This window comes from Legionella londiniensis (genome assembly GCF_001467825.1).
GTDB lineage: Bacteria > Pseudomonadota > Gammaproteobacteria > Legionellales > Legionellaceae > Legionella_A > Legionella_A londiniensis.
Map to the genome: position 1 here is coordinate 181147 of NZ_LNYK01000014.1, position 18823 is coordinate 199969.

The window sequence follows — 18823 nt, forward strand, 5'->3', positions numbered from 1 at the left end:
GTGGAGGTGAACTTATGGAAGACAACAAACAAAAAGCGCTGAGCGCTGCTCTCGCCCAAATCGAGCGTCAATTTGGAAAAGGTTCCGTCATGCGCATGGGTGATGGCACGGCCGTGCGCGATATTGAAGCAATATCCACAGGTTCCCTGAGCCTGGATATTGCATTAGGCATAGGCGGTTTGCCTAAAGGACGAATTGTAGAAATTTACGGTCCTGAATCTTCTGGTAAGACAACGCTTACCCTGCAGGTTATCGCTGAGTGTCAAAAAAATGGCGGTACAGCCGCTTTTATTGATGCAGAACATGCTCTTGATCCGGGCTATGCCGAAAAACTGGGCGTTAAGGTGGATGAATTATTGATTTCGCAGCCAGACACCGGAGAACAAGCCCTGGAAATCACGGATATGCTGGTACGCTCGGCTGCAGTAGATGTGATTATTGTGGATTCGGTTGCAGCATTGACCCCCAAAGCAGAAATTGAAGGCGATATGGGTGATGCCCATGTTGGCTTGCAGGCCAGGCTCATGTCGCAAGCGCTGCGTAAGCTGACTGCTAATATTAAGCGTTCCAACACACTAGTCATTTTTATTAACCAAATCCGAATGAAAATTGGCGTGATGTTTGGCAACCCGGAAACAACCACCGGCGGTAACGCATTAAAGTTTTATGCATCTGTACGCCTGGATATAAGAAGAACCGGCGCTATTAAAAAAGGGGATGAAATATTGGGCAATGAGACGCAGGTTAAAGTGGTTAAAAATAAAGTTGCCCCCCCATTTAAACGCGCGGACTTTGATATTTTATATAACGAAGGTATTTCTCGAGAGAGCGAGATTATTAACCTTGCAACCGATTTGGGTTTAATTGAAAAATCCGGAGCCTGGTATAGTTATCAACAGGAAAAAATCGGGCAAGGCAAAGAGAATGTTCGCCTGTATTTGAAAGAAAATCCAAAGCTTGCCATGGATCTGGAAGCTGCGATTCGAGCCCAGTTACTGAGCAAAAAACCATTGCCCGTGTCGGAGTCAGAGCACATGGAAACAGCAGACTAGATAGTCATCTCCTCGATCATTGAAATGATATGAATTTTTTGTGAGATGACAAATGAACAGCGCATTTGCAAGCGCCCAGCGTTTGCTTGCCAGGCGCGAGCATGGAGCAAAAGAGCTGCGCGACAAACTGTTGCAAAAAGGCCATAGGGCTTCGGAAGTCGATCAGGTTATCAATGAGTGCCAACGGCTTGGTTTGCAAAGCGACTTGAGGTTTGCAGAAAGTGTCTGCCAGAGCCGGATTCAGCAGGGTTATGGACCACTAAGGATCCGCCAGGAGTTGCAGGTTAAGCGAATTGATTCTGAACTGATTGAGCAGGTGCTGCAAAAAGAGGAGGGCAACTGGTGTGCTTATGCCCTGGCTGTCTGGAAGAAAAAGTTTAAGCATCAAGAATCAGGGCATTGGGCGTTACAAAAGCAACAGCGGTTTATGTATTATCGGGGTTTTTCTCCGGATACCATCGCCCAGATTGTGCGTGAGTTGTGATAGAAAGGGCTGGTAGCAGGCATCAAGGCAAAGTCATATTTTGATATAGGCGCCAATGATGTCATTCCCGCTTGGATGGGAAGTGACGAAATAAAAACTGTTAATAACAAGCATGAAGTTGGATAACTATGAAAAGTTCAGAAATAAGACAAGCATTTCTCGATTATTTTGCACGCCGCGGGCACTATATTGTACCTTCCAGCTCGCTGGTTCCAGCCAATGATCCAACGCTGTTATTTACCAATGCAGGCATGGTGCAGTTCAAGGATACTTTCCTGGGCGTTGAATCCCGCCCTTACAGCCGGGCGGCAAGCGTGCAGCGCTGCGTGCGCGCAGGCGGAAAGCATAATGATTTGGAGAATGTTGGTTATACTGCCCGCCATCATACTTTCTTTGAAATGCTTGGCAATTTTAGTTTCGGCGACTATTTTAAGCGCGAAGCAATTAGTTACGCCTGGGAGTTTTTAACACAAGTCCTGAAGCTGCCGGCAGAGCGTCTTTGGATCACGGTGTATAAAGATGATGAGGAAGCTGCAAATATCTGGTTGAACGAAATTGGCGTTTCACCGAAACGGTTTTCGCGGTGCGGCGAGCAGGATAATTTCTGGTCGATGGGTGATACGGGGCCTTGCGGGCCGTGTACAGAAATTTTTTACGACCATGGGAGTGAGGTGGCAGGCGGCCCTCCGGGTACGCCGGAGGCAGACGGCGATCGTTATATTGAGATATGGAACCTTGTATTTATGCAATATAACCGTGATAAAAACGGCGTTTTGCATCCGTTGCCCAAACCTTCTGTGGATACTGGAATGGGGCTTGAGCGCATTGCCGCTGTTATACAGGGAGTTCACAGTAATTACCATATCGACAGTTTCCAGTATTTAATTCATGCCATAGCAGGCTTGACTCAGGGAGTCGCAATTGAAAATCCTTCCTTGAAAGTCATCGCAGATCATATACGGGCCTGTGCTTTTTTAATTGCAGATGGAGTTATTCCAGGCAATGAGGGCCGCGGATATGTGTTGCGCCGGATAATCCGGCGCGCCATTCGCCATGGCTACAAACTTGGTTTGCCCACACCGTTTTTTTATCAATTGGTAACGCCCCTTATTGAAGTCATGGGAGAAGCATACCCAGAGCTTGCGGCAAACCGTGAACAGATTGAGCGGATATTGTTATTGGAAGAAAATCAGTTTGCCCGTACTCTTGAGCAGGGAATGCAGTTGTTGCTGGAGCAAATTGAAGGCTTGCAAGGTAAACAATTATCAGGAGAAACTGCATTCAAATTATATGATACCTATGGTTTCCCGATAGATTTAACAGCAGATATCGCCCGTGAGCATGATATTCAGGTGGATATGGAAGGGTTTGAGCAATGCATGAAGCATCAGCGTGCTCTTTCCCAGTCCGCCAGTCACTTTGAAGCCGATTATTCGCATCCTGCTCAGTTATCGGAATCATCCACATTCGTAGGCTATGAGCATGACACCGTGCAAAGCAAGGTGATAGCCATATTGAAAGAGGGCAGCAAAGTGGAGGAATGCGGCAGTTTGGGGAAAGCTGCGGTCATTCTTGAGCACACGCCATTTTATGCCGAAAGCGGCGGCCAGGTCGGTGATAAAGGCCAGCTCCTTGGCGAAAACGTCGTTTTTCGCGTCGATGATACCCAAAAGATAGGGCAGGCCATCGTACACTATGGCGTGCTTGTTTCTGGAAAACTCAAGACAGGGCAATGGTTAACGGCACAGGTTGATGTTGCAAGGCGGGATGCTATCCGCTTGAATCATACAGCCACTCATTTGTTGCATGCCGCATTAAAAATGATAGTAGGCGAGCATGTCCAGCAGAAAGGATCTCTGGTTGATGCTGAGCGTGCGCGTTTTGATTTTTCTCACTTTGAAGCGTTAACCCGCGAAGAGTTAGCTCAGCTTGAAACATTGATCAATGACAAGATTCGTCTGAATACGCCTGTAATCACGAATACCATGCCTCTTGAGGAAGCCAAACAGGCCGGAGCGGTTGCTTTGTTTGGGGAGAAATATGCCGATACAGTTCGTGTGTTATCTATTGATGATTTCTCAAAAGAGCTGTGCGGCGGCACCCATGCAAGGCGCACTGGAGATCTTGGCCTTTTTAAAATTGTTGCGGAATATGGAATCGCAAGCGGTGTCCGGCGAATTGAAATGGTCACTGGCGGTTATGCCTTGCAATGGGTTAATCAGCAACTTGGTTTATTGTATCAGATGGCTGAACAATTAAAGACAACGCCTGCACAGTCTCCTGAAAAATTGTCACAGGTTCTTCAGGATATGAAATCACAGGAGAAGGAACTCATGCGTTTGCAGGCAAAACTTGCCATGCAATCAGGACATACGCTTTTAGAAGAAGTGAAACAGGTTAATGGCATTAATCTTTTGATCAAAAAACTGGAACAAGTTGATAGCCAGGCATTAAGAGCCACGCTTGATCAGTTAAAATCCAATCTTGACTCTGCCGTGATTGTTTTATACACCCTGAATCAGAATAAAATCAATGTGATTGCCGGCGTCAGCAAAAATATAGTCGGCAAGGTGCCAGGCGCTGCGACATATGTGCGCCACTTATGTGGTAAAGGCGGCGGCAGAGATGATATGGCCCAGGGAGGAGGAGCAGTGCCAGACGGCTTGCAGGAAAAACTGGCGGAAATTACAAGAATGCTTGAGGATGCACAAAAATAAAGAAATTTGCTGCCCAAGTGGCAGGTACTGCTAAAATCGGAAGGAAAACTGCCGATATAATGATTAGATACATTTAGGTGAGGCGCTAAACATGGCACTAATTGTGCAAAAATTTGGGGGAACTTCGGTTGCTACTTTAGCGCATATCAATCATGCTGCAGATTTAGTGGCCAGAGCCAAGCATGCTGGCAATGATGTTGTGGTTGTGGTGTCAGCCATGAGTGGTGAGACAGATAAGCTTATATCCCTTGCCCATCAGATGAGCGAGAGCCCTGATCCCAGAGAATATGACGCATTGATTTCTACCGGCGAACAAGTCTCTATGACTTTAATGGCCATGGCTTTAATTAACCGAGGCATTGATGCCCGGTCTTTTACTGGCGCGCAGGCGCGAATTCAAACCTGTGGTCAGTTTAAAAAAGCCCGTATTCAGGCAATAGATATCCATCCCATTCAGGAAGAATTAAAACATGGGCGCGTTGTCGTCGTTGCAGGGTTTCAGGGGGTAGATCAACATGGCAATATCACGACTCTTGGCCGTGGCGGTTCGGATACGACAGCAGTTGCCATTGCGGCTGCCTTAAAAGCAGATGAGTGTCAAATTTATACTGATGTTGACGGTGTTTATACGACTGACCCGCGTGTGGTGCCCGACGCCAGGCGCCTTGATCAGGTAACGTTTGAAGAAATGCTTGAACTTTCAAGTTTGGGCGCCAAGGTATTGCAGATTCGTTCTGTGGAATTTGCGGGGAAATATAATATACCGCTGCGAGTGCTTTCTTCATCTCAGGAAGGCCCAGGGACGTTGATTACTTATCAGCAAAAGCGGCATATGGAATCTTTTTCTGTGACGGGTATTGCCTTTAGCCGAAATGAAGCAAAAATTTCCCTCACTGGGGTTCCGGACGGTCCAGGCGTTGCTTCCGTTATCCTATCCGAGCTAAGTACCATAGGCGTCAATGTAGATATGATTTTACAGCATATCTCCAGAGACAAAAAAGCAGATTTCAGCTTTACTGTACATCGAGATGAATATCAGCCTGCTTTGCAACTATTGCAAAAAATAGCAAAAAAAATGGGGGCTGAGGAAGTTTCGGGTATAGATAAACTGGCTAAACTATCCCTCGTTGGCGCTGGTTTGAAAAGCCATCCTGAAGTAGCGGCTGATATGTTTAGTGTTCTTGGAAAGTTAGGCATTAATATTCAGTTAATTGCTACCTCTGAAATCAAAATTTCAGTGATTATTGACGAGGCCATGCTGGAACAAGGTGTGCGTGCCTTGCATGACGCTTTTCGTCTGAATGAAAATGTGCTGGATGAGTCAAGAAGTGCAATTAAAAAAGTCATGATTCAATAACCATAAGGATAGACATGAACGCATTATTAAATCTGCTGTTGGTCATTATTGTCGCAGGTGTTCTATTATGGCTTGTGAATGTTTTAATACCTATGGCGCCGGTAGTTAAGAGATTATTGAATGTGCTGGTGTTAATCATTTTAATTTTATACATACTCCAGTTTTTTGGATTAATTTCACCCATTGTTCCCATGTTTCAACTGCTGGGTCCTGGGGTTAATGTCCCTTAGCCAAAAGCAAAAAATGGCACAGAATCTGTGCCATTTTTTATTTCAAATTTTATTTCAAAGAATCCTCTTCAATAAAAAAATCTTTCCTGAAAGCAGCTATAATTAAAATAATATGCGAAGGCAAAAGGATTGATTATGAGAATGATACCTCTCATTGCGGCTTCATTATTATGTTTCCCGATGATAAACCATGCGGCAGAGATTCCAACCGTGGAAGAGGGCGCTGAAGTTTATGATGAAAAGATGTGTGTAGACCGCTATGCTAATGAATGTATTAATACTGTATGCCTGACTTCCGAAGCAAGAGACTGCCAGGACAAGTGCTATCAAGAGGCTAAAGACAAATGCCTTGAACAGATGGGCACTTATTAATGCCTTAAGTTTTACCAATCTATTTTAAAAGTGCGCTTTAGGTCTTTTATTCATTAATATTATTGACTCCTGCCATTTGGCATGAATTTTGCTTGATAATTAAAAACAAGAAGCCATGCGAAATGGGAGGGATTATGTCAAAATCTGATGAGCCAGTAAAAAAAACGAAAGCAATTCAAAATCTTTTACAAAAAAAACCAATTAAAGTTATCGCAATTACTTCTGGTAAAGGCGGAGTTGGGAAAAGCGCCGTTTCAATCAATCTCGCATATGAACTCGCAAAAAGAAAGAAAAGCGTTTTATTGCTCGATGCAGATTTGGAATTGCCGGGACTTGATATCATGCTCGGCGTCTATAGTAAGTATAATTTGCAACATTTAATCAAAGGTGAATGTGATATCAATGAGATGTTGATTAAGGCACCAGGCGGTTTTCACCTGATTGCCGGCTCTCCTGATGTTGAATATATGTCAAGTCTTAATTCATTCGCTTATACCGGTATTATTAATGCTTTTAATGAATTAAATGGGGAATGGGATTATTTAATCATCGACACAGCACCAGGCGTCTCGGAAAATGTATTGAGTTTTATTCGTTCGGTACAGGAAATTATTTTAGTTGTCTCTGATGAACCAACATCATTAACTTCAACCTACGCATTGATAAAAATCATGAAAAACCGCCATCACTGGATGAAATTCCATGTGCTTGTCAACATGGCGCGCGGCATTCAAGAAGGCCAGAATGTATTTAATAAGCTATATTATATTACAGAGCAATTTTTGGAAGTGCACCTGGATTATGTGGGTATGATTCCTTTTGAGGAAGAATTTCATCGAGCCATAAAAAAGCAAAAGACCTTAATCCAGGCATTTCCAGAATCGGAAGCGGCTATTGCCATTCGGCAGTTGGCAACCACAGTTGAAGAATGGCCGGTGGAGCTTTCGACAAGCGGAAATATCTGTTTCTTTGCGGAGCGTTATATTACGGGTTAATGCGATTGACGGGTTTGTGTCATGGCATTATAACATGAGTCAATAATAATAAAAAAAGGAGATTGTCGTGGATGACGCTTTGGCTTCAGAGGGCAAAGTTAATCAACAAACGCAGGAAGCCTTGATCAAAACGCATGCGCAATTGGTGAAACGAATAGCATATCATTTATTAGGCCGATTGCCTTCATCAATTCAGTTTGATGATTTAATACAGGCTGGCATGATAGGACTGCTGGAAGCGGCTCGACACTATGATGAAAGCAAGGGTGCTGCTTTTGAAACCTATGCAGGCATCCGCATCCGCGGTCATATGCTGGATGAGGTTCGCCGTAATGATTGGGTACCGCGCTCGGTTTATCGCAATGCGCGCATGATTGCTGCCGCAGTTCGTGAGGTCGAAAACCGGCTTGGCCGCGATGCGAAAGATCACGAGGTGGCCGAAGAATTGGGCATTAGTCTTGAAGAATATCACGAGATGCTCAATGATTCTGCAGGCGGGCATCTTTATGCATTTGAGGATCTAGGGGTAACAGAAGACGTCATAAAAGATGAAAAAATTTCTGATTCAACTGAACCTTATGCCAGCGCCTTGCATGCTGATATTATCGCCCATTTATCTCAGGTAATTGATACCTTGCCTAAAAATGAGCGCTTGGTGCTGTCTTTATATTATGAACAGGATTTAAACCTTAAGGAAATAGGAGAGGTGCTCGGGGTAAGTGAATCTCGTGTATCGCAGATTCATTCGCAGGCCACACACCGTTTGAAATCCAGGCTGCCCGAGCTTTAGCTATACTATTGTTTAAGTGCTTCCGTCCAGTTCCCCTTGGCGGGGTTTGGGATACAGTGGCTTAATCCCGGATTTTTCATACCTTGAGTTTGTGAATTAGGCTGCAAGTATGGTCAGTATTTGGCTTTCTGTGTAGAATAACGCAACAATTTTTATAGCAAAAGGATCACTGATGCTGGAAGTGAATCAAATTAGTCTTACGCTTGCGGATCTGGACAATCGTGTCCAGGGTCTTCGGAGGTATCTTTGACTTCGAAAAAAAGCTTGAGCGTTTGGAAGAAGTCAGCCGCGAATTGGAAGCACCGGATGTTTGGAATAATCCGGATAAAGCCCAGGCCCTGGGTCGTGAACGGGCACAGCTTGAGGCTGTGGTTCACAAGTTGCAGGCATTGTCTCAGGGTATTCATGATTTAGCCGAGCTTTTTGAAATCGCGCGGACAGAAGAGGATGAAAGCGCCATTTCCGATGTGGCCGATGAGTTGGCAGTTATTGAAAAGCAGGTTGAGAACATGGAGTTTCAGCGCATGTTTTCTGGGAAAATGGATTCGGCAAATGCCTTTCTGGATATCCAGGCAGGATCGGGCGGCACTGAAGCGCAGGATTGGGCTGAAATGCTGTTGCGCATGTATTTGCGCTGGGGGGAACAGCATGGGTTTGCCACTGAACTCATTGAATGTTCAGCCGGGGAAGTAGCGGGCATTAAAAGCGCAACCATTCATTTTACCGGCGAATATGCCTACGGCTGGTTAAAAACCGAAACTGGAGTGCATCGTTTGGTGCGTAAATCTCCTTTTGATTCCGGAAATCGCCGCCATACTTCCTTTGCCGCAGTATTCGTCTCTCCTGAAGTGGATGATGATATTGATATTGCCATTAATCCAGCCGATCTCCGCATTGATACCTATCGGGCATCAGGAGCAGGCGGACAGCACGTCAACCGTACGGATTCCGCGGTGCGCATTACCCATGAACCAAGCGGTATCGTTGTGCAATGTCAAACAGACAGAAGCCAACACAAAAATAAAGAGCACGCCATGAAACAATTGCGCGCCAAGCTGTATGAAATGGAAGTGCAAAAAAAGAATGCCGAACAGCAGGCATTAGAAGCCAGTAAATCAGATATAGGTTGGGGATCGCAGATTCGATCTTATGTATTGGATCAATCCCGTATTAAGGATTTACGAACAGGCGTTGAAACCAGTAATACACAAGCGGTTCTGGATGGTGATTTAGACCAGTTTATCGAGGCCAGCTTGAAAGCAGGAGTAGGGGCAGTATGACCGAAGAATATTTAGATGAAAGTGAAGTTTATCAAATCCGCAAACAAAAGTTAGCAGAACTCCGTGAGCAGGGCTTTAATTATCCAAATCGCTTTGAACGCCAGCATTTAGCCCATGAATTAATTAAGCAATATGCAAAGGAAAGCAAAGAAGAATTAGCCGCAAAACGCATTAAAGTGAAGGTTGCGGGACGTATTGTTTTGCGTAGAATCATGGGTAAGGCAAGTTTTTTCCATATCCAGGATATGACTGGCCGTATCCAGATTTATGTGCGGCAAAATGATCTCCCTGAGCTCTATGAGCAATTTAAACACTGGGATCTTGGCGATATTGTAGGGATTTCCGGGGAATTATTTAAAACCAACACCGGTGAGCTTACTGTTAACGCTGAACATCTTGAGCTTTTAACCAAATCATTACGCCCCTTGCCTGATAAATTTCATGGCTTGACTGATCAGGAAATGCGTTACCGCAAGCGTTATGTGGATTTGGTCGCCAATGAAGACAGCAGAAGAACGTTTTTGATTCGTTCCCACCTTATTACTGCCTGCCGCCAGTTTATGAATGAGCACCAATTTCTTGAGGTGGAAACGCCGATGATGCATCCTATTCCTGGCGGCGCCCTTGCCCGCCCTTTTGTCACGCATCACCATACATTGGATATGCAGATGTTTTTACGCATAGCCCCAGAGCTTTATTTAAAACGGCTGATTGTAGGCGGGTTTGAAAAAGTTTATGAAATAAACCGTAATTTCCGTAATGAAGGTATTTCTACCCGGCATAATCCTGAATTTACCATGATGGAATTTTATCAGGCCTATGCAACTTATCAGGATTTAATGGATTTTACTGAAGAACTGCTCCGTTTTCTGTGTGACAGCGTAGTAAAAAAACGCCAGATTGAGTATCAGGGTGAGACGATTGATTTTTCAAAACCTTTTGCCCGCTTAACCATTAAAGAGGCACTCAAGCAATATCATCCTCATTTAGCAGATCAAATTGAATCTATTGATGGTTGCCGTGCTGTGTTGGATGAAAAAGGCTTTGACTATAAGCAGTCGGATGGACTGGGTAAGCTTCAGATGATTTTATTTGAAGAAACCATTGAGCACCAGCTCATCCAACCGACCTTTGTTACTGAATATCCAACAGAAGTATCGCCGCTTGCCCGACGCAATGAATTAAATCCCGAAGTCACGGATCGTTTTGAACTATTCATCGCCGGCCGTGAGATTGCCAACGGGTTTTCTGAATTAAATGATCCGGAAGATCAGGCGGCCCGCTTTCAAAAACAAGTGGAAGAAAAAAATGCAGGCGATCTGGAAGCCATGCATTTTGACAGCGATTATATCGAAGCGCTTGAATATGGCATGCCGCCAACAGCTGGGGAAGGCATAGGCATTGACCGTCTGGTCATGTTGTTTACTGACTCACAATCAATAAGGGATGTGATTTTGTTTCCGCATTTGCGGCAGAATCTATAATTATCAGGCTCCGGATTACGCTTTGCTAATTCGGGGCATTTTGCGTTTTATGGCTTTATGCCTGCCATGCTGGAGGCTGGTGTTGGCTTTGCAAAAGAACCTGCTGCAAAAAAGCCAAGACCACCAGCCAGAACAGCAGCGCCAATCCCTACTGTAATCAATGCAGCGGTACCGCAAGAGGCAATCAAAAGAACAACCCCTGCAGCAACTGCTGCAGCTCCTAAAACCGCGCTAAATCCCCCAAGGATCTGCAAGCTGACGCCAATTATATGAGATATAGAATTTTTCTTGAGCTGAGCATTGACCTCATTCAGCTTTTCATTTAGCTTCTCTTCCAAGTCTGCCAGGTGGGATTTTGTATCAATATCAAAATTTTGATTATATTTTTTGAGTTCCCGAAGCAGCAGCAAATACCGAGGTCCGCGCTGAATGGGGGAAATAAGGCAGTCTTCCAGGCTCTTTTGGCGGTTTGTTCTTTTCTTAATAATGTCGTTGATCGCTTTAAACTGGGTTGAATTTTTTTGCTTGCACTCCAGGTATTCAGAGTAAAGCTTTGAATAGTTGCCATATAGTTCATAGAATTGATTAATGATGGCTATTCGCTCTTTTCTTAGTTGAGTCAAGAAAAGAGCATTATTTTCTTGGTGCGCATTTATTGTGTGCTGCAAATTGTTGGTTAGCCTAGCGGAGACTTCTGAAAATCCCACTGAAAATTTTTTTATGTTATTGAGAATATCAGGAACGCTTTCCGGCGCCTTTATTTCCCGAAGTGCGGTGACAAATATCTGTAAACTTTCTTGGTAAGCATTTTCAGTTTCAATAACCTCTCGAAATGGAGGTAAACTGCCAATATTGTTTTTACCGATCATTTTAAATACCCTGTAATGGTTTTTATGAAATAAAAAAATATAAAAAATGTATAATAATTTAACATTAAATATATATACCAAGCAACCTATAAATTTAATTCAGAGATATTTGTCTGAGATATTTGTCAAAAAAAATCATTAATGATATATATCCAGCTTCATATCTCGAAGCAGCGTAAACTTTCAATTAAAATTTGTGGTTATTTTATATAGGAAAATAAATGAAACAAAAAAATACATTTTGTTGGATTGATATTCCAGTAATTGATCTGGATAGAGCCATTGGGTTTTATTCCGAGTTATTGGGGGAACCGGTACAGAAGTTCACTGAACATGGTTGCGTATTCGGGCTTTTACCCCATACAGAAGAGAATGTATCCGGTTGTTTATGTGTTATGGATCGCAAGCCTTCGCAAAATGGCCCGTTGGTTTATCTCAATGTGGAAGGTAAATTGGATGAAGCCATTGAAGTGGCAAAGCAACGAAGCCAAGTGATTAGTCCAAAAGAACAAATTGGCCCTTATGGGCATCGAGCTATTATTCTGGATACAGAAGGCAATTCGATTGCTTTATATTCCAAAGAAGCTTAAAGGCATGATGCTCATTTGAAGTCCGGCGCGATAAAAATTACAGTATTCATCACGCCGGAAGCTTCTTAAGCCTTATGATTTGTCATCAATCACTCATCATCCCAGCTTAGGGTACCGCCTGCCTGGTATTCAATGACTCGGGTTTCAAAGAAATTCTTTTCTTTTTTCAAATCCATCATTTCACTCATCCAGGGGAATGGGTTTTCTGCCCCCGGATACTGCTCAGGAAGGCCAATCTGATTTAAGCGACGGTTGGCGATAAAGTGCAGATATTCTTCAAACATGCCGGCATTCATGCCTAAAATACCATGGGGCATTGTGTCTTTAGCGTATTGATATTCCAGCTCAACTCCTTCTTTAATGAGCTTAATCATTTCTTCCTTAAATTCAGGTGTCCATAAATGCGGGTTTTCAATTTTAATCTGATTGATAACGTCGATGCCAAAATTCATATGCATGGACTCATCACGCAGGATGTACTGGAACTGTTCTGAAGTGCCGACCATTTTATTGCGGCGTCCCATGGAAAGAATTTGGGTAAAGCCTACATAAAAGAAAATGCCTTCAAAAACCACATAAAAAGCAATCAGATCGCGTAACAGACGCTGATCATGTTCAGGCGTTCCAGTACGGAAAGCCGGATCTCCAAGACTTTGTGTGAAAGGCAAAGCCCAGGCGGCCTTGGTGGCAACAGAAGGGATTTCCCGATACATATTAAATACTTCTGCTTCATCAAGGCCCAAGCTTTCAATGATGTATTGATAAGCATGGGTGTGCAGCGCTTCCTCAAAAGCCTGGCGCAAAAGATATTGCCGGCATTCAGGATTGGTGATATGGCGGTATACGGCCAATACCAGATTGTTGGCAACCAGTGAATCCGCAGTGGAGAAAAAGCCAAGATTGCGCTTCACGATCAAGCGCTCATCTTCTGTTAATCCCTGCGGATCATTCCATAAGGCAAGATCAGCGCTCATGCTGATTTCATTCGGCATCCAATGGTTTGCACAGGCAGTCAGATATTTCTGCCAGGCCCAAGTATATTTAAAAGGAACCAATTGATTGAGGTCAGCACGGCAATTGATTATTTTTTTATCGTCCACGTGAATGCGTCCGGCTCCCATTTCCAGGGATTCAAGGCCGGTGGCCCCTGTAGAAGACGTTGGCTGCTGCTCTTGTACTAATATTGTAGGCATATTATTTTCTCCTTATTGGCATGCTTCACAATCAGGATCCAGAATGGAGCATGCTTTGGGCTCTTCAAGTTTTACGGCATTCAGCGCTCCGTCAGTTACCGTTGATTTTTCAGCATTGCTGGCACCTACGCTGCGCAGGTAATAAGTCGTTTTTAAACCGCGCACCCAGGCTTGGCGATAGAGCTCGTCAAGCTTTTTGCCCGAAGGTTTTGCCATGTAAATATTTAAAGATTGCGCCTGATCCAGCCATTTTTGCCGCCTGGAAGCTGCTTCAATCAGCCAGATTGGTTCAATTTCAAAAGAGGTCGCATAGCGTTTTTTCAATTCAGACGGAATACGGCTGATGGGCTGTACACTACCATTGAAGTATTTTAAGTCATTGACCATAACCTCATCCCACAAATTGAGCGCCTTTAAATCTGCAACCAAATAGGGATTAACCACGGTAAATTCGCCAGAGAGGTTCGATTTCACGTACAGGTTTTGATAGGTAGGCTCAATCGACTGCGATACGCCGCAAATGTTGGAAATGGTGGCAGTTGGTGCGATGGCCATGACATTTGAGTTGCGCATCCCCTGGGTTCGCACTTTCACGCGCAAGGATTCCCAATCCAGCGTTTGAGAGCGGTCCTGCTCCAGATATTGGCCGCGGGCCTGCTGCAAAAGATTAATCGAGTCAATGGGCAGGATACCTTTGCTCCAGAGCGAACCCTCATAGCTTGGATAGCGCCCGCGCTCCTTGGCAAGTTCAGAAGAAGACTCAATCGCATAATAACTGATTAATTCCATTGAGCTATCAGCAAATGCCACGGCTTCTTTGGAAGCATAATCCAGATTGAGTTTGTACAATGCATCCTGGAAGCCCATCAGGCCAAGGCCGATTGGGCGGTGTTTCAAGTTTGAGTTTCGCGCCTGGGGCACGGAATAATAGTTAATATCGATCACATTATCCAGCATGCGAATGGCAGTGCGAATGGTCTTTTGCAATTTGTCCTTGTCCAGTTTGCCATTGATAATATGCGCAGGTAAATTGACGCTGCCCAGGTTACATACGGCGATTTCATCCTGAGAAGTGTTTAGCGTAATTTCAGTGCACAGATTTGAGCTGTGAATAACGCCTGCATGCTGCTGCGGTGAACGCAAGTTGCACGCATCTTTAAAAGTCAGCCACGGATGCCCCGTTTCAAACAGCATGGAAAGCATTTTTCGCCATAGCTTAATTGCGGAGACTGTTTTTGTATTTTTCAATTTGCCCTGGCGTGCTTTTTCTTCATAGTCAAGGTATAAGGCTTCAAAGGATTTGCCATACTCATCATGCAGATCAGGTACTTCATCGGGGGAGAATAATGTCCACTCGCCTTGTTCATGAACCCGCTTCATAAATAAGTCGGGTATCCAAAGGGCCGTGTTCATGTCATGCGTTCTGCGGCGATCGTCTCCTGTGTTCTTGCGTAATTCGAGGAATTCCTCTACATCGCGATGCCAGCATTCAAGATAGGCGCAAACAGCACCTTTGCGCTTACCGCCCTGGTTGACTGCAATTGCTGTGGCATCCGCTACATTCATAAAGGGCACAACCCCCTGTGATTTGCCATTGGTGCCTTTGATATGGGCGCCCATGGCTCGTACAGGTGTCCAGTCATTGCCGAGGCCTCCAGCAAATTTAGACAGCAGGGCATTATCTTTGATCGCGCTGTAAATGCCGTCTAAATCATCCGGAATGGTAGTCAGGTAGCAGCTCGACAATTGCGGGCGAACCGTTCCCGAATTAAATAACGTTGGAGTAGAGGCCATATAATCAAATGAAGAAAGCAATTGATAAAATTCAATGGCTTTGTTTTCTTTGTCATGTTCCCTTATGGCAAGCCCCATGGCTACCCGCATGAAAAAAGCCTGCGGCAACTCATAGCGTTTGCCGTGCTCATGAATAAAATAGCGGTCGTACAAGGTCTGAAGGCTCAGATAAGTAAACTGCATGTCGCGCTCTGGCAATAATGCTTTGGCCAGTTTATCCAAATTAAATTCACCCAGTTTGGGATCCAGAATGCCCTGCTCAATTCCTGAAGCAACATAGGCCTTGAAATATTCGGGATAAAGTTTGGCCATTTCATCGAAAGTCGCCTCAGTCTGCAGCCCAAGCTTAATCAAGGCTTCAGAGCGCAAGCTGTCCAGCAGTAAACGGGCGCTGACATAGGTATAATTCGGCTCTGTTTCAACCAAGGCGCGGGCAGACATAATCAAAGCTTTATGAACATCTTGCAAGCTTGCGCGGTTATAAAGATTACGCAAGGCATCCTTAATCACAGGCTCGGCCTTAACATTCGCCAGATCCCGACAGGCTTCAAGAACGATGGTTTTTAAGCGCTCGAGATCCAGCGGCACCAGCTCACCGTCCGGCATGGCAATAAGCGGCGTTTTGCTGTCGGCAGCCTGTTTTTGTAACTGCGCCTCACGCGCTTTACGGTGTTCTTCCCGGTACAGCACATAGGCGCGCGCAACCTTATATAAACTGTTGCGCATTAGAGCCAGTTCAACCTGATCCTGAATATCCTCAATATGGATGGTGCCGCCGCTTGGCAACCTTCTTTTAAAAGTTTGGGTAATTTGCTGAGTTAACTCGTCAATTTGCTGATAGATGCGATTCGACGCAGCAGCAGCCCTGCCTTCAACTGCGATAAATGCTTTGGTAATGGCAACTTTGATTTTACTTTCGTCATAATGAACAACCTTACCGTTGCGTTTGATGGTTTTTAATAAGCCTGGTGTGTTAGCAGTCAATTCCAGTTGATTTTGCTGAGGTAAATCATTTACGGGCTCAAGGATCTCGGACATGTTTTCCTCCAAAGAAGGTGAGTATTGTCAACAAAAATCCGGACAATAGTTCACTAAATTAATTATAGCAAAACACAAGATATAGTTATTTATATTGCTGAAATAACAAGATAGTGTGTTTTTAGATTTTTTTCAAGTGATAAGTCTGTATAAATGCTGTGGATAAAATGTGTATATATGAAAGTCGGATAAAACCCGCTGCGACATCAGACAAGCTGTGCAGGGCGTATGCTGGTGAAAGAGCCCTAAGATGAGCCTGTCAGGGACTGGAATTTAACCCGCGAATGACAATTGCATCGCTGATGTGGGAAAAGTTATGTACGTTCACCTGGAAAGAATCAATATCCGCAGTTAATTGGCTGGAACTTCCGCCGTCGAGATTCAAGGCATCCCTGCATTCCAACGGAGGAGATTGCATTAATTCAGCTAAATTCGTAGTGGACATGGGTGAATTTTCAGTGACAAGCACAATCACACGATTATCTTTGGTAATCCCAAGCGCTGAGCGTTCGGCGATTCCGGCCTTTAAAGAGGGAATTCTACCATTGATGATTAGACGCGGCCCGCTTTGCAGGGCAAAATCTATTTTTTTATCATGCTTATATTGCCTAAGGCTAGTTAAATAAGGTTTCTGATTTTTTATATAAAAAATTCCCCACCAGCTGATGCGCTTTAGCGGATTTTCCAGATGCTGGTTAGAGATTCGTAAACCGAGGGGCCTGAATTTTTTATCAAAAAAACCGCCATTCAGGGCAATTAAGGCTTTGCTGTGCTGGGCGAATTCATGAATGGACGCATGCGGCCTGGATAAATCATCAGCAAATATTAAATCAAACTGGTTGTTTTTTAAATCTATGCGAAACACATGTATATGAGACCATGGATTGAAGATATTTGCTCCAATATCTTGATATTCAATGCCCGAAGCAATATTTCGCCAAGCACCGGCATAGGACGGAACGGTTTTGATTAACAGGATGAATAACAAAAAAATCCAAAGTAAAGAAACAAAAGAGGGACATGGGAAAGATTGCAGAAAAATTCTGGCTGGTTTTATTCTATCACTCGCCATGAAGACCCCATTTCATACCTTCGTTACCAGAAACTGGCGATGCATTGTGTAAAATATCATGGATAATTTGTTGCTTTCCCACTTTTATCTTGTATCCTTTTTAACAAATCTTTGATTAATGGAACTTACATGCAGATATCCACGCAAAATAGCAATATAGTAGCAATTAAGTCAACCGATGAATTAATGTCCTTGATGAAAGCTGTTTTAAAAAAAACAGTCGATTTTGGCGCAAGTGACGCGGCTGTTAACGTCAACTATGACAGCGGCTTTGCTGTGGATGTGCGAATGGGCAAGGTCGAAACGGTTACTTTCAGCGAGGATAAGGGAGTAAACGTAACAGTATATTTTGGGCAGAAAAAAGGCAGTGCCAGCACTACTGACACCTCGGATGCGGCAATAGAATCCATGGTTAAGGCAGCTTGTGAAATTGCCCAATGCAGCGCGGAAGATCCTTGTTTCGGGCTTGCGGATCCCAAGCTGATTAACAATCAATATCCTGACCTCGATTTACTCCATCCCTGGCCTATTACCCCCCAACAGGCCATAGAGTTGGCAATTGACTGTGAACAGCAGGCAATATCATTTGATAAAAGAATCAGTAATTCTGATGGCGTGAGCATATCAACTTATATTTTTTCCCATGGATATGCCAATACTTACGGTTGTGAAGGGGTAGTGAGTGGCAGCAGACATGGCGTAAGCTGTTCTTTGGTCGCAAAAGAGGGTGAAATCATGCAACGTGATTATGATTACACCACAGCAAGAAGCGCAAATGATTTGCTGCCGCTTGATGTTCTGGCCAGAAGGGCGGCTGAACGCGCCGTAAGCCGTTTGGGAGCCAAAAAAATCAAAACGCAAAAAGTGCCGGTCGTATTCTCATCTCGGGTATCAGCAGGGCTATTCGCGAGTTTTGTAAGCGCAATCAGCGGCAGTAATTTATATCGAAAAAATTCATTTTTGGTGGATGCCATTGGAAAGCGGATTTTTCCCCAGATAATTCAGGTTTATGAGCAACCCCATTTGTCACGGGGATTAGGAAGCGCCCCTTTTGATGGGGAAGGTGTGCCAACACGCAATAATATCTTTATTAAGGACGGCATACTGACTCAATATGTTTTAAACAGCTATTCAGCAAGAAAGCTTGGATTAAAAACCACGGCTAATTGCGGCGGGGTATTCAATCTAACCATTGATCCAACCGCCGGAGACTTGGAAGATATTTTGCAAAAAATGGGTCGCGGACTATTAGTGACTGAGCTGATGGGCCAAGGCGTTAATATACTCACAGGCGATTATTCCCGGGGCGCCAGCGGTTTTTGGGTAGAAGACGGACAAATTCAACATCCGGTTGAGGAAATTACTATCGCCAGCAATTTACAAGAAATGTTTAACTCCATACAAGCTGTCGGCAAGGATATTAATCCTAACGTGACGACGCGCTGCGGTTCGGTGTTGATTGCAGAAATGATGGTTGGCGGGAACTAGCTGGAAAGTGCGGGTTGG

16 protein-coding genes are annotated in these 18823 nt (G+C 44.2%); 12 read left to right on the plus strand and 4 right to left on the minus strand.

Annotated features, from left to right (window positions below):
- Window positions 1-14 precede the first annotated feature (14 nt).
- The 10 genes from recA (at window position 15) to lysS (ending at window position 10761) form a co-directional block, all read left to right on the plus strand.
- Complete coding sequence (gene recA / locus Llon_RS04440; RefSeq protein ID WP_058528857.1) at window positions 15-1052, plus strand: recombinase RecA; 1038 nt, start codon at window positions 15-17, stop codon at window positions 1050-1052.
- A 52-nt stretch (window positions 1053-1104) separates the two neighbouring features.
- Entirely contained in the window at window positions 1105-1536 is a 432-nt protein-coding gene (gene recX / locus Llon_RS04445) for a recombination regulator RecX (protein ID WP_058528858.1), read from the plus strand.
- Between the two features lie 128 nt (window positions 1537-1664).
- Window positions 1665-4253, plus strand: coding sequence for an alanine--tRNA ligase (gene alaS, locus Llon_RS04450; RefSeq protein ID WP_058528859.1), 2589 nt, complete (start codon window positions 1665-1667; stop codon window positions 4251-4253).
- A gap of 91 nt (window positions 4254-4344) precedes the next feature.
- Window positions 4345-5610, plus strand: coding sequence for an aspartate kinase (locus tag Llon_RS04455; protein WP_058528860.1), 1266 nt, complete (start codon window positions 4345-4347; stop codon window positions 5608-5610).
- Between the two features lie 14 nt (window positions 5611-5624).
- On the plus strand, window positions 5625-5840 hold the full coding sequence (locus Llon_RS04460) for a Thivi_2564 family membrane protein (protein ID WP_058528861.1): 216 nt from the start codon (window positions 5625-5627) through the stop codon (window positions 5838-5840).
- A gap of 135 nt (window positions 5841-5975) precedes the next feature.
- Window positions 5976-6212: a hypothetical protein gene (locus Llon_RS04465; protein ID WP_058528862.1), complete on the plus strand. Its 237-nt coding sequence runs from the start codon at window positions 5976-5978 to the stop codon at window positions 6210-6212.
- A gap of 134 nt (window positions 6213-6346) precedes the next feature.
- Window positions 6347-7207, plus strand: a complete 861-nt coding sequence (locus Llon_RS04470) for a MinD/ParA family protein (protein ID WP_058528863.1) — start codon at window positions 6347-6349, stop codon at window positions 7205-7207.
- 67 nt (window positions 7208-7274) lie between these two features.
- Window positions 7275-7997 (plus strand): RNA polymerase sigma factor FliA, encoded by a 723-nt coding sequence (locus Llon_RS04475; RefSeq protein ID WP_058528864.1) that lies wholly within the window; start codon window positions 7275-7277, stop codon window positions 7995-7997.
- 172 nt (window positions 7998-8169) lie between these two features.
- Window positions 8170-9277 (plus strand): peptide chain release factor 2 gene (prfB, locus tag Llon_RS04480; RefSeq protein WP_115336871.1). Its coding sequence is split into 2 segments (ribosomal slippage): window positions 8170-8244 and window positions 8246-9277, totalling 1107 coding nucleotides; the frame shifts between segments, so codons are not numbered across the junction.
- Window positions 9274-10761, plus strand: coding sequence for a lysine--tRNA ligase (lysS, locus tag Llon_RS04485; RefSeq protein WP_058528865.1), 1488 nt, complete (start codon window positions 9274-9276; stop codon window positions 10759-10761). Before prfB ends, lysS begins: the two co-directional genes overlap by 4 nt.
- A 47-nt stretch (window positions 10762-10808) precedes the next feature.
- On the opposite strand, the gene Llon_RS04490 is transcribed toward lysS, so the two are convergent.
- Complete coding sequence (locus Llon_RS04490; RefSeq protein ID WP_058528866.1) at window positions 10809-11630, minus strand: RhoGEF domain-containing protein; 822 nt, start codon at window positions 11628-11630, stop codon at window positions 10809-10811.
- 221 nt (window positions 11631-11851) lie between these two features.
- Here Llon_RS04490 and Llon_RS04495 point away from each other — a divergent pair, with 221 nt between their 5' ends.
- The gene (locus tag Llon_RS04495) at window positions 11852-12220 is read left to right on the plus strand and encodes a VOC family protein (protein ID WP_058528867.1); all 369 of its coding nucleotides are present in this window, start codon (window positions 11852-11854) and stop codon (window positions 12218-12220) included.
- Window positions 12221-12309: 89 nt separating this feature from the next.
- Here the strand turns inward: Llon_RS04495 and Llon_RS04500 are convergent, their stop codons facing one another.
- The 3 genes from Llon_RS04500 to Llon_RS04510 form a co-directional block, all read right to left on the minus strand.
- Entirely contained in the window at window positions 12310-13413 is a 1104-nt protein-coding gene (locus Llon_RS04500; RefSeq protein WP_058528868.1) for a ribonucleotide-diphosphate reductase subunit beta, read from the minus strand.
- 12 nt (window positions 13414-13425) lie between these two features.
- Window positions 13426-16245 (minus strand): ribonucleoside-diphosphate reductase subunit alpha, encoded by a 2820-nt coding sequence (locus Llon_RS04505; RefSeq protein ID WP_058528869.1) that lies wholly within the window; start codon window positions 16243-16245, stop codon window positions 13426-13428.
- 259 nt (window positions 16246-16504) lie between these two features.
- Window positions 16505-17317 carry a phosphodiester glycosidase family protein gene (locus tag Llon_RS04510; RefSeq protein ID WP_083503263.1) on the minus strand — a complete coding sequence of 271 codons (813 nt, stop codon included), beginning with the start codon at window positions 17315-17317 and terminating at the stop codon, window positions 16505-16507.
- Window positions 17318-17446: 129 nt separating this feature from the next.
- Here Llon_RS04510 and pmbA point away from each other — a divergent pair, with 129 nt between their 5' ends.
- The gene (gene pmbA / locus Llon_RS04515; RefSeq protein WP_058528870.1) at window positions 17447-18805 is read left to right on the plus strand and encodes a metalloprotease PmbA; all 1359 of its coding nucleotides are present in this window, start codon (window positions 17447-17449) and stop codon (window positions 18803-18805) included.
- The last annotated feature ends 18 nt before the right edge of the window (window positions 18806-18823 follow it).

What these genes read in the sequence shown, in the direction of transcription:
- recA (WP_058528857.1), top strand. Translation starts at nt 15, where the DNA reads ATGGAAGACAACAAACAAAAAGCGCTGAGCGCTGCTCTCGCCCAAATC.
- recX (WP_058528858.1), top strand. Translation starts at nt 1,105, where the DNA reads ATGAACAGCGCATTTGCAAGCGCCCAGCGTTTGCTTGCCAGGCGCGAG.
- alaS (WP_058528859.1), top strand. Translation starts at nt 1,665, where the DNA reads ATGAAAAGTTCAGAAATAAGACAAGCATTTCTCGATTATTTTGCACGC.
- Llon_RS04455 (WP_058528860.1), top strand. Translation starts at nt 4,345, where the DNA reads ATGGCACTAATTGTGCAAAAATTTGGGGGAACTTCGGTTGCTACTTTA.
- Llon_RS04460 (WP_058528861.1), top strand. Translation starts at nt 5,625, where the DNA reads ATGAACGCATTATTAAATCTGCTGTTGGTCATTATTGTCGCAGGTGTT.
- Llon_RS04465 (WP_058528862.1), top strand. Translation starts at nt 5,976, where the DNA reads ATGAGAATGATACCTCTCATTGCGGCTTCATTATTATGTTTCCCGATG.
- Llon_RS04470 (WP_058528863.1), top strand. Translation starts at nt 6,347, where the DNA reads ATGTCAAAATCTGATGAGCCAGTAAAAAAAACGAAAGCAATTCAAAAT.
- lysS (WP_058528865.1), top strand. Translation starts at nt 9,274, where the DNA reads ATGACCGAAGAATATTTAGATGAAAGTGAAGTTTATCAAATCCGCAAA.
- Llon_RS04490 (WP_058528866.1), bottom strand. Translation starts at nt 11,630, where the DNA reads ATGATCGGTAAAAACAATATTGGCAGTTTACCTCCATTTCGAGAGGTT.
- Llon_RS04495 (WP_058528867.1), top strand. Translation starts at nt 11,852, where the DNA reads ATGAAACAAAAAAATACATTTTGTTGGATTGATATTCCAGTAATTGAT.
- Llon_RS04500 (WP_058528868.1), bottom strand. Translation starts at nt 13,413, where the DNA reads ATGCCTACAATATTAGTACAAGAGCAGCAGCCAACGTCTTCTACAGGG.
- Llon_RS04505 (WP_058528869.1), bottom strand. Translation starts at nt 16,245, where the DNA reads ATGTCCGAGATCCTTGAGCCCGTAAATGATTTACCTCAGCAAAATCAA.
- Llon_RS04510 (WP_083503263.1), bottom strand. Translation starts at nt 17,317, where the DNA reads ATGGCGAGTGATAGAATAAAACCAGCCAGAATTTTTCTGCAATCTTTC.
- pmbA (WP_058528870.1), top strand. Translation starts at nt 17,447, where the DNA reads ATGCAGATATCCACGCAAAATAGCAATATAGTAGCAATTAAGTCAACC.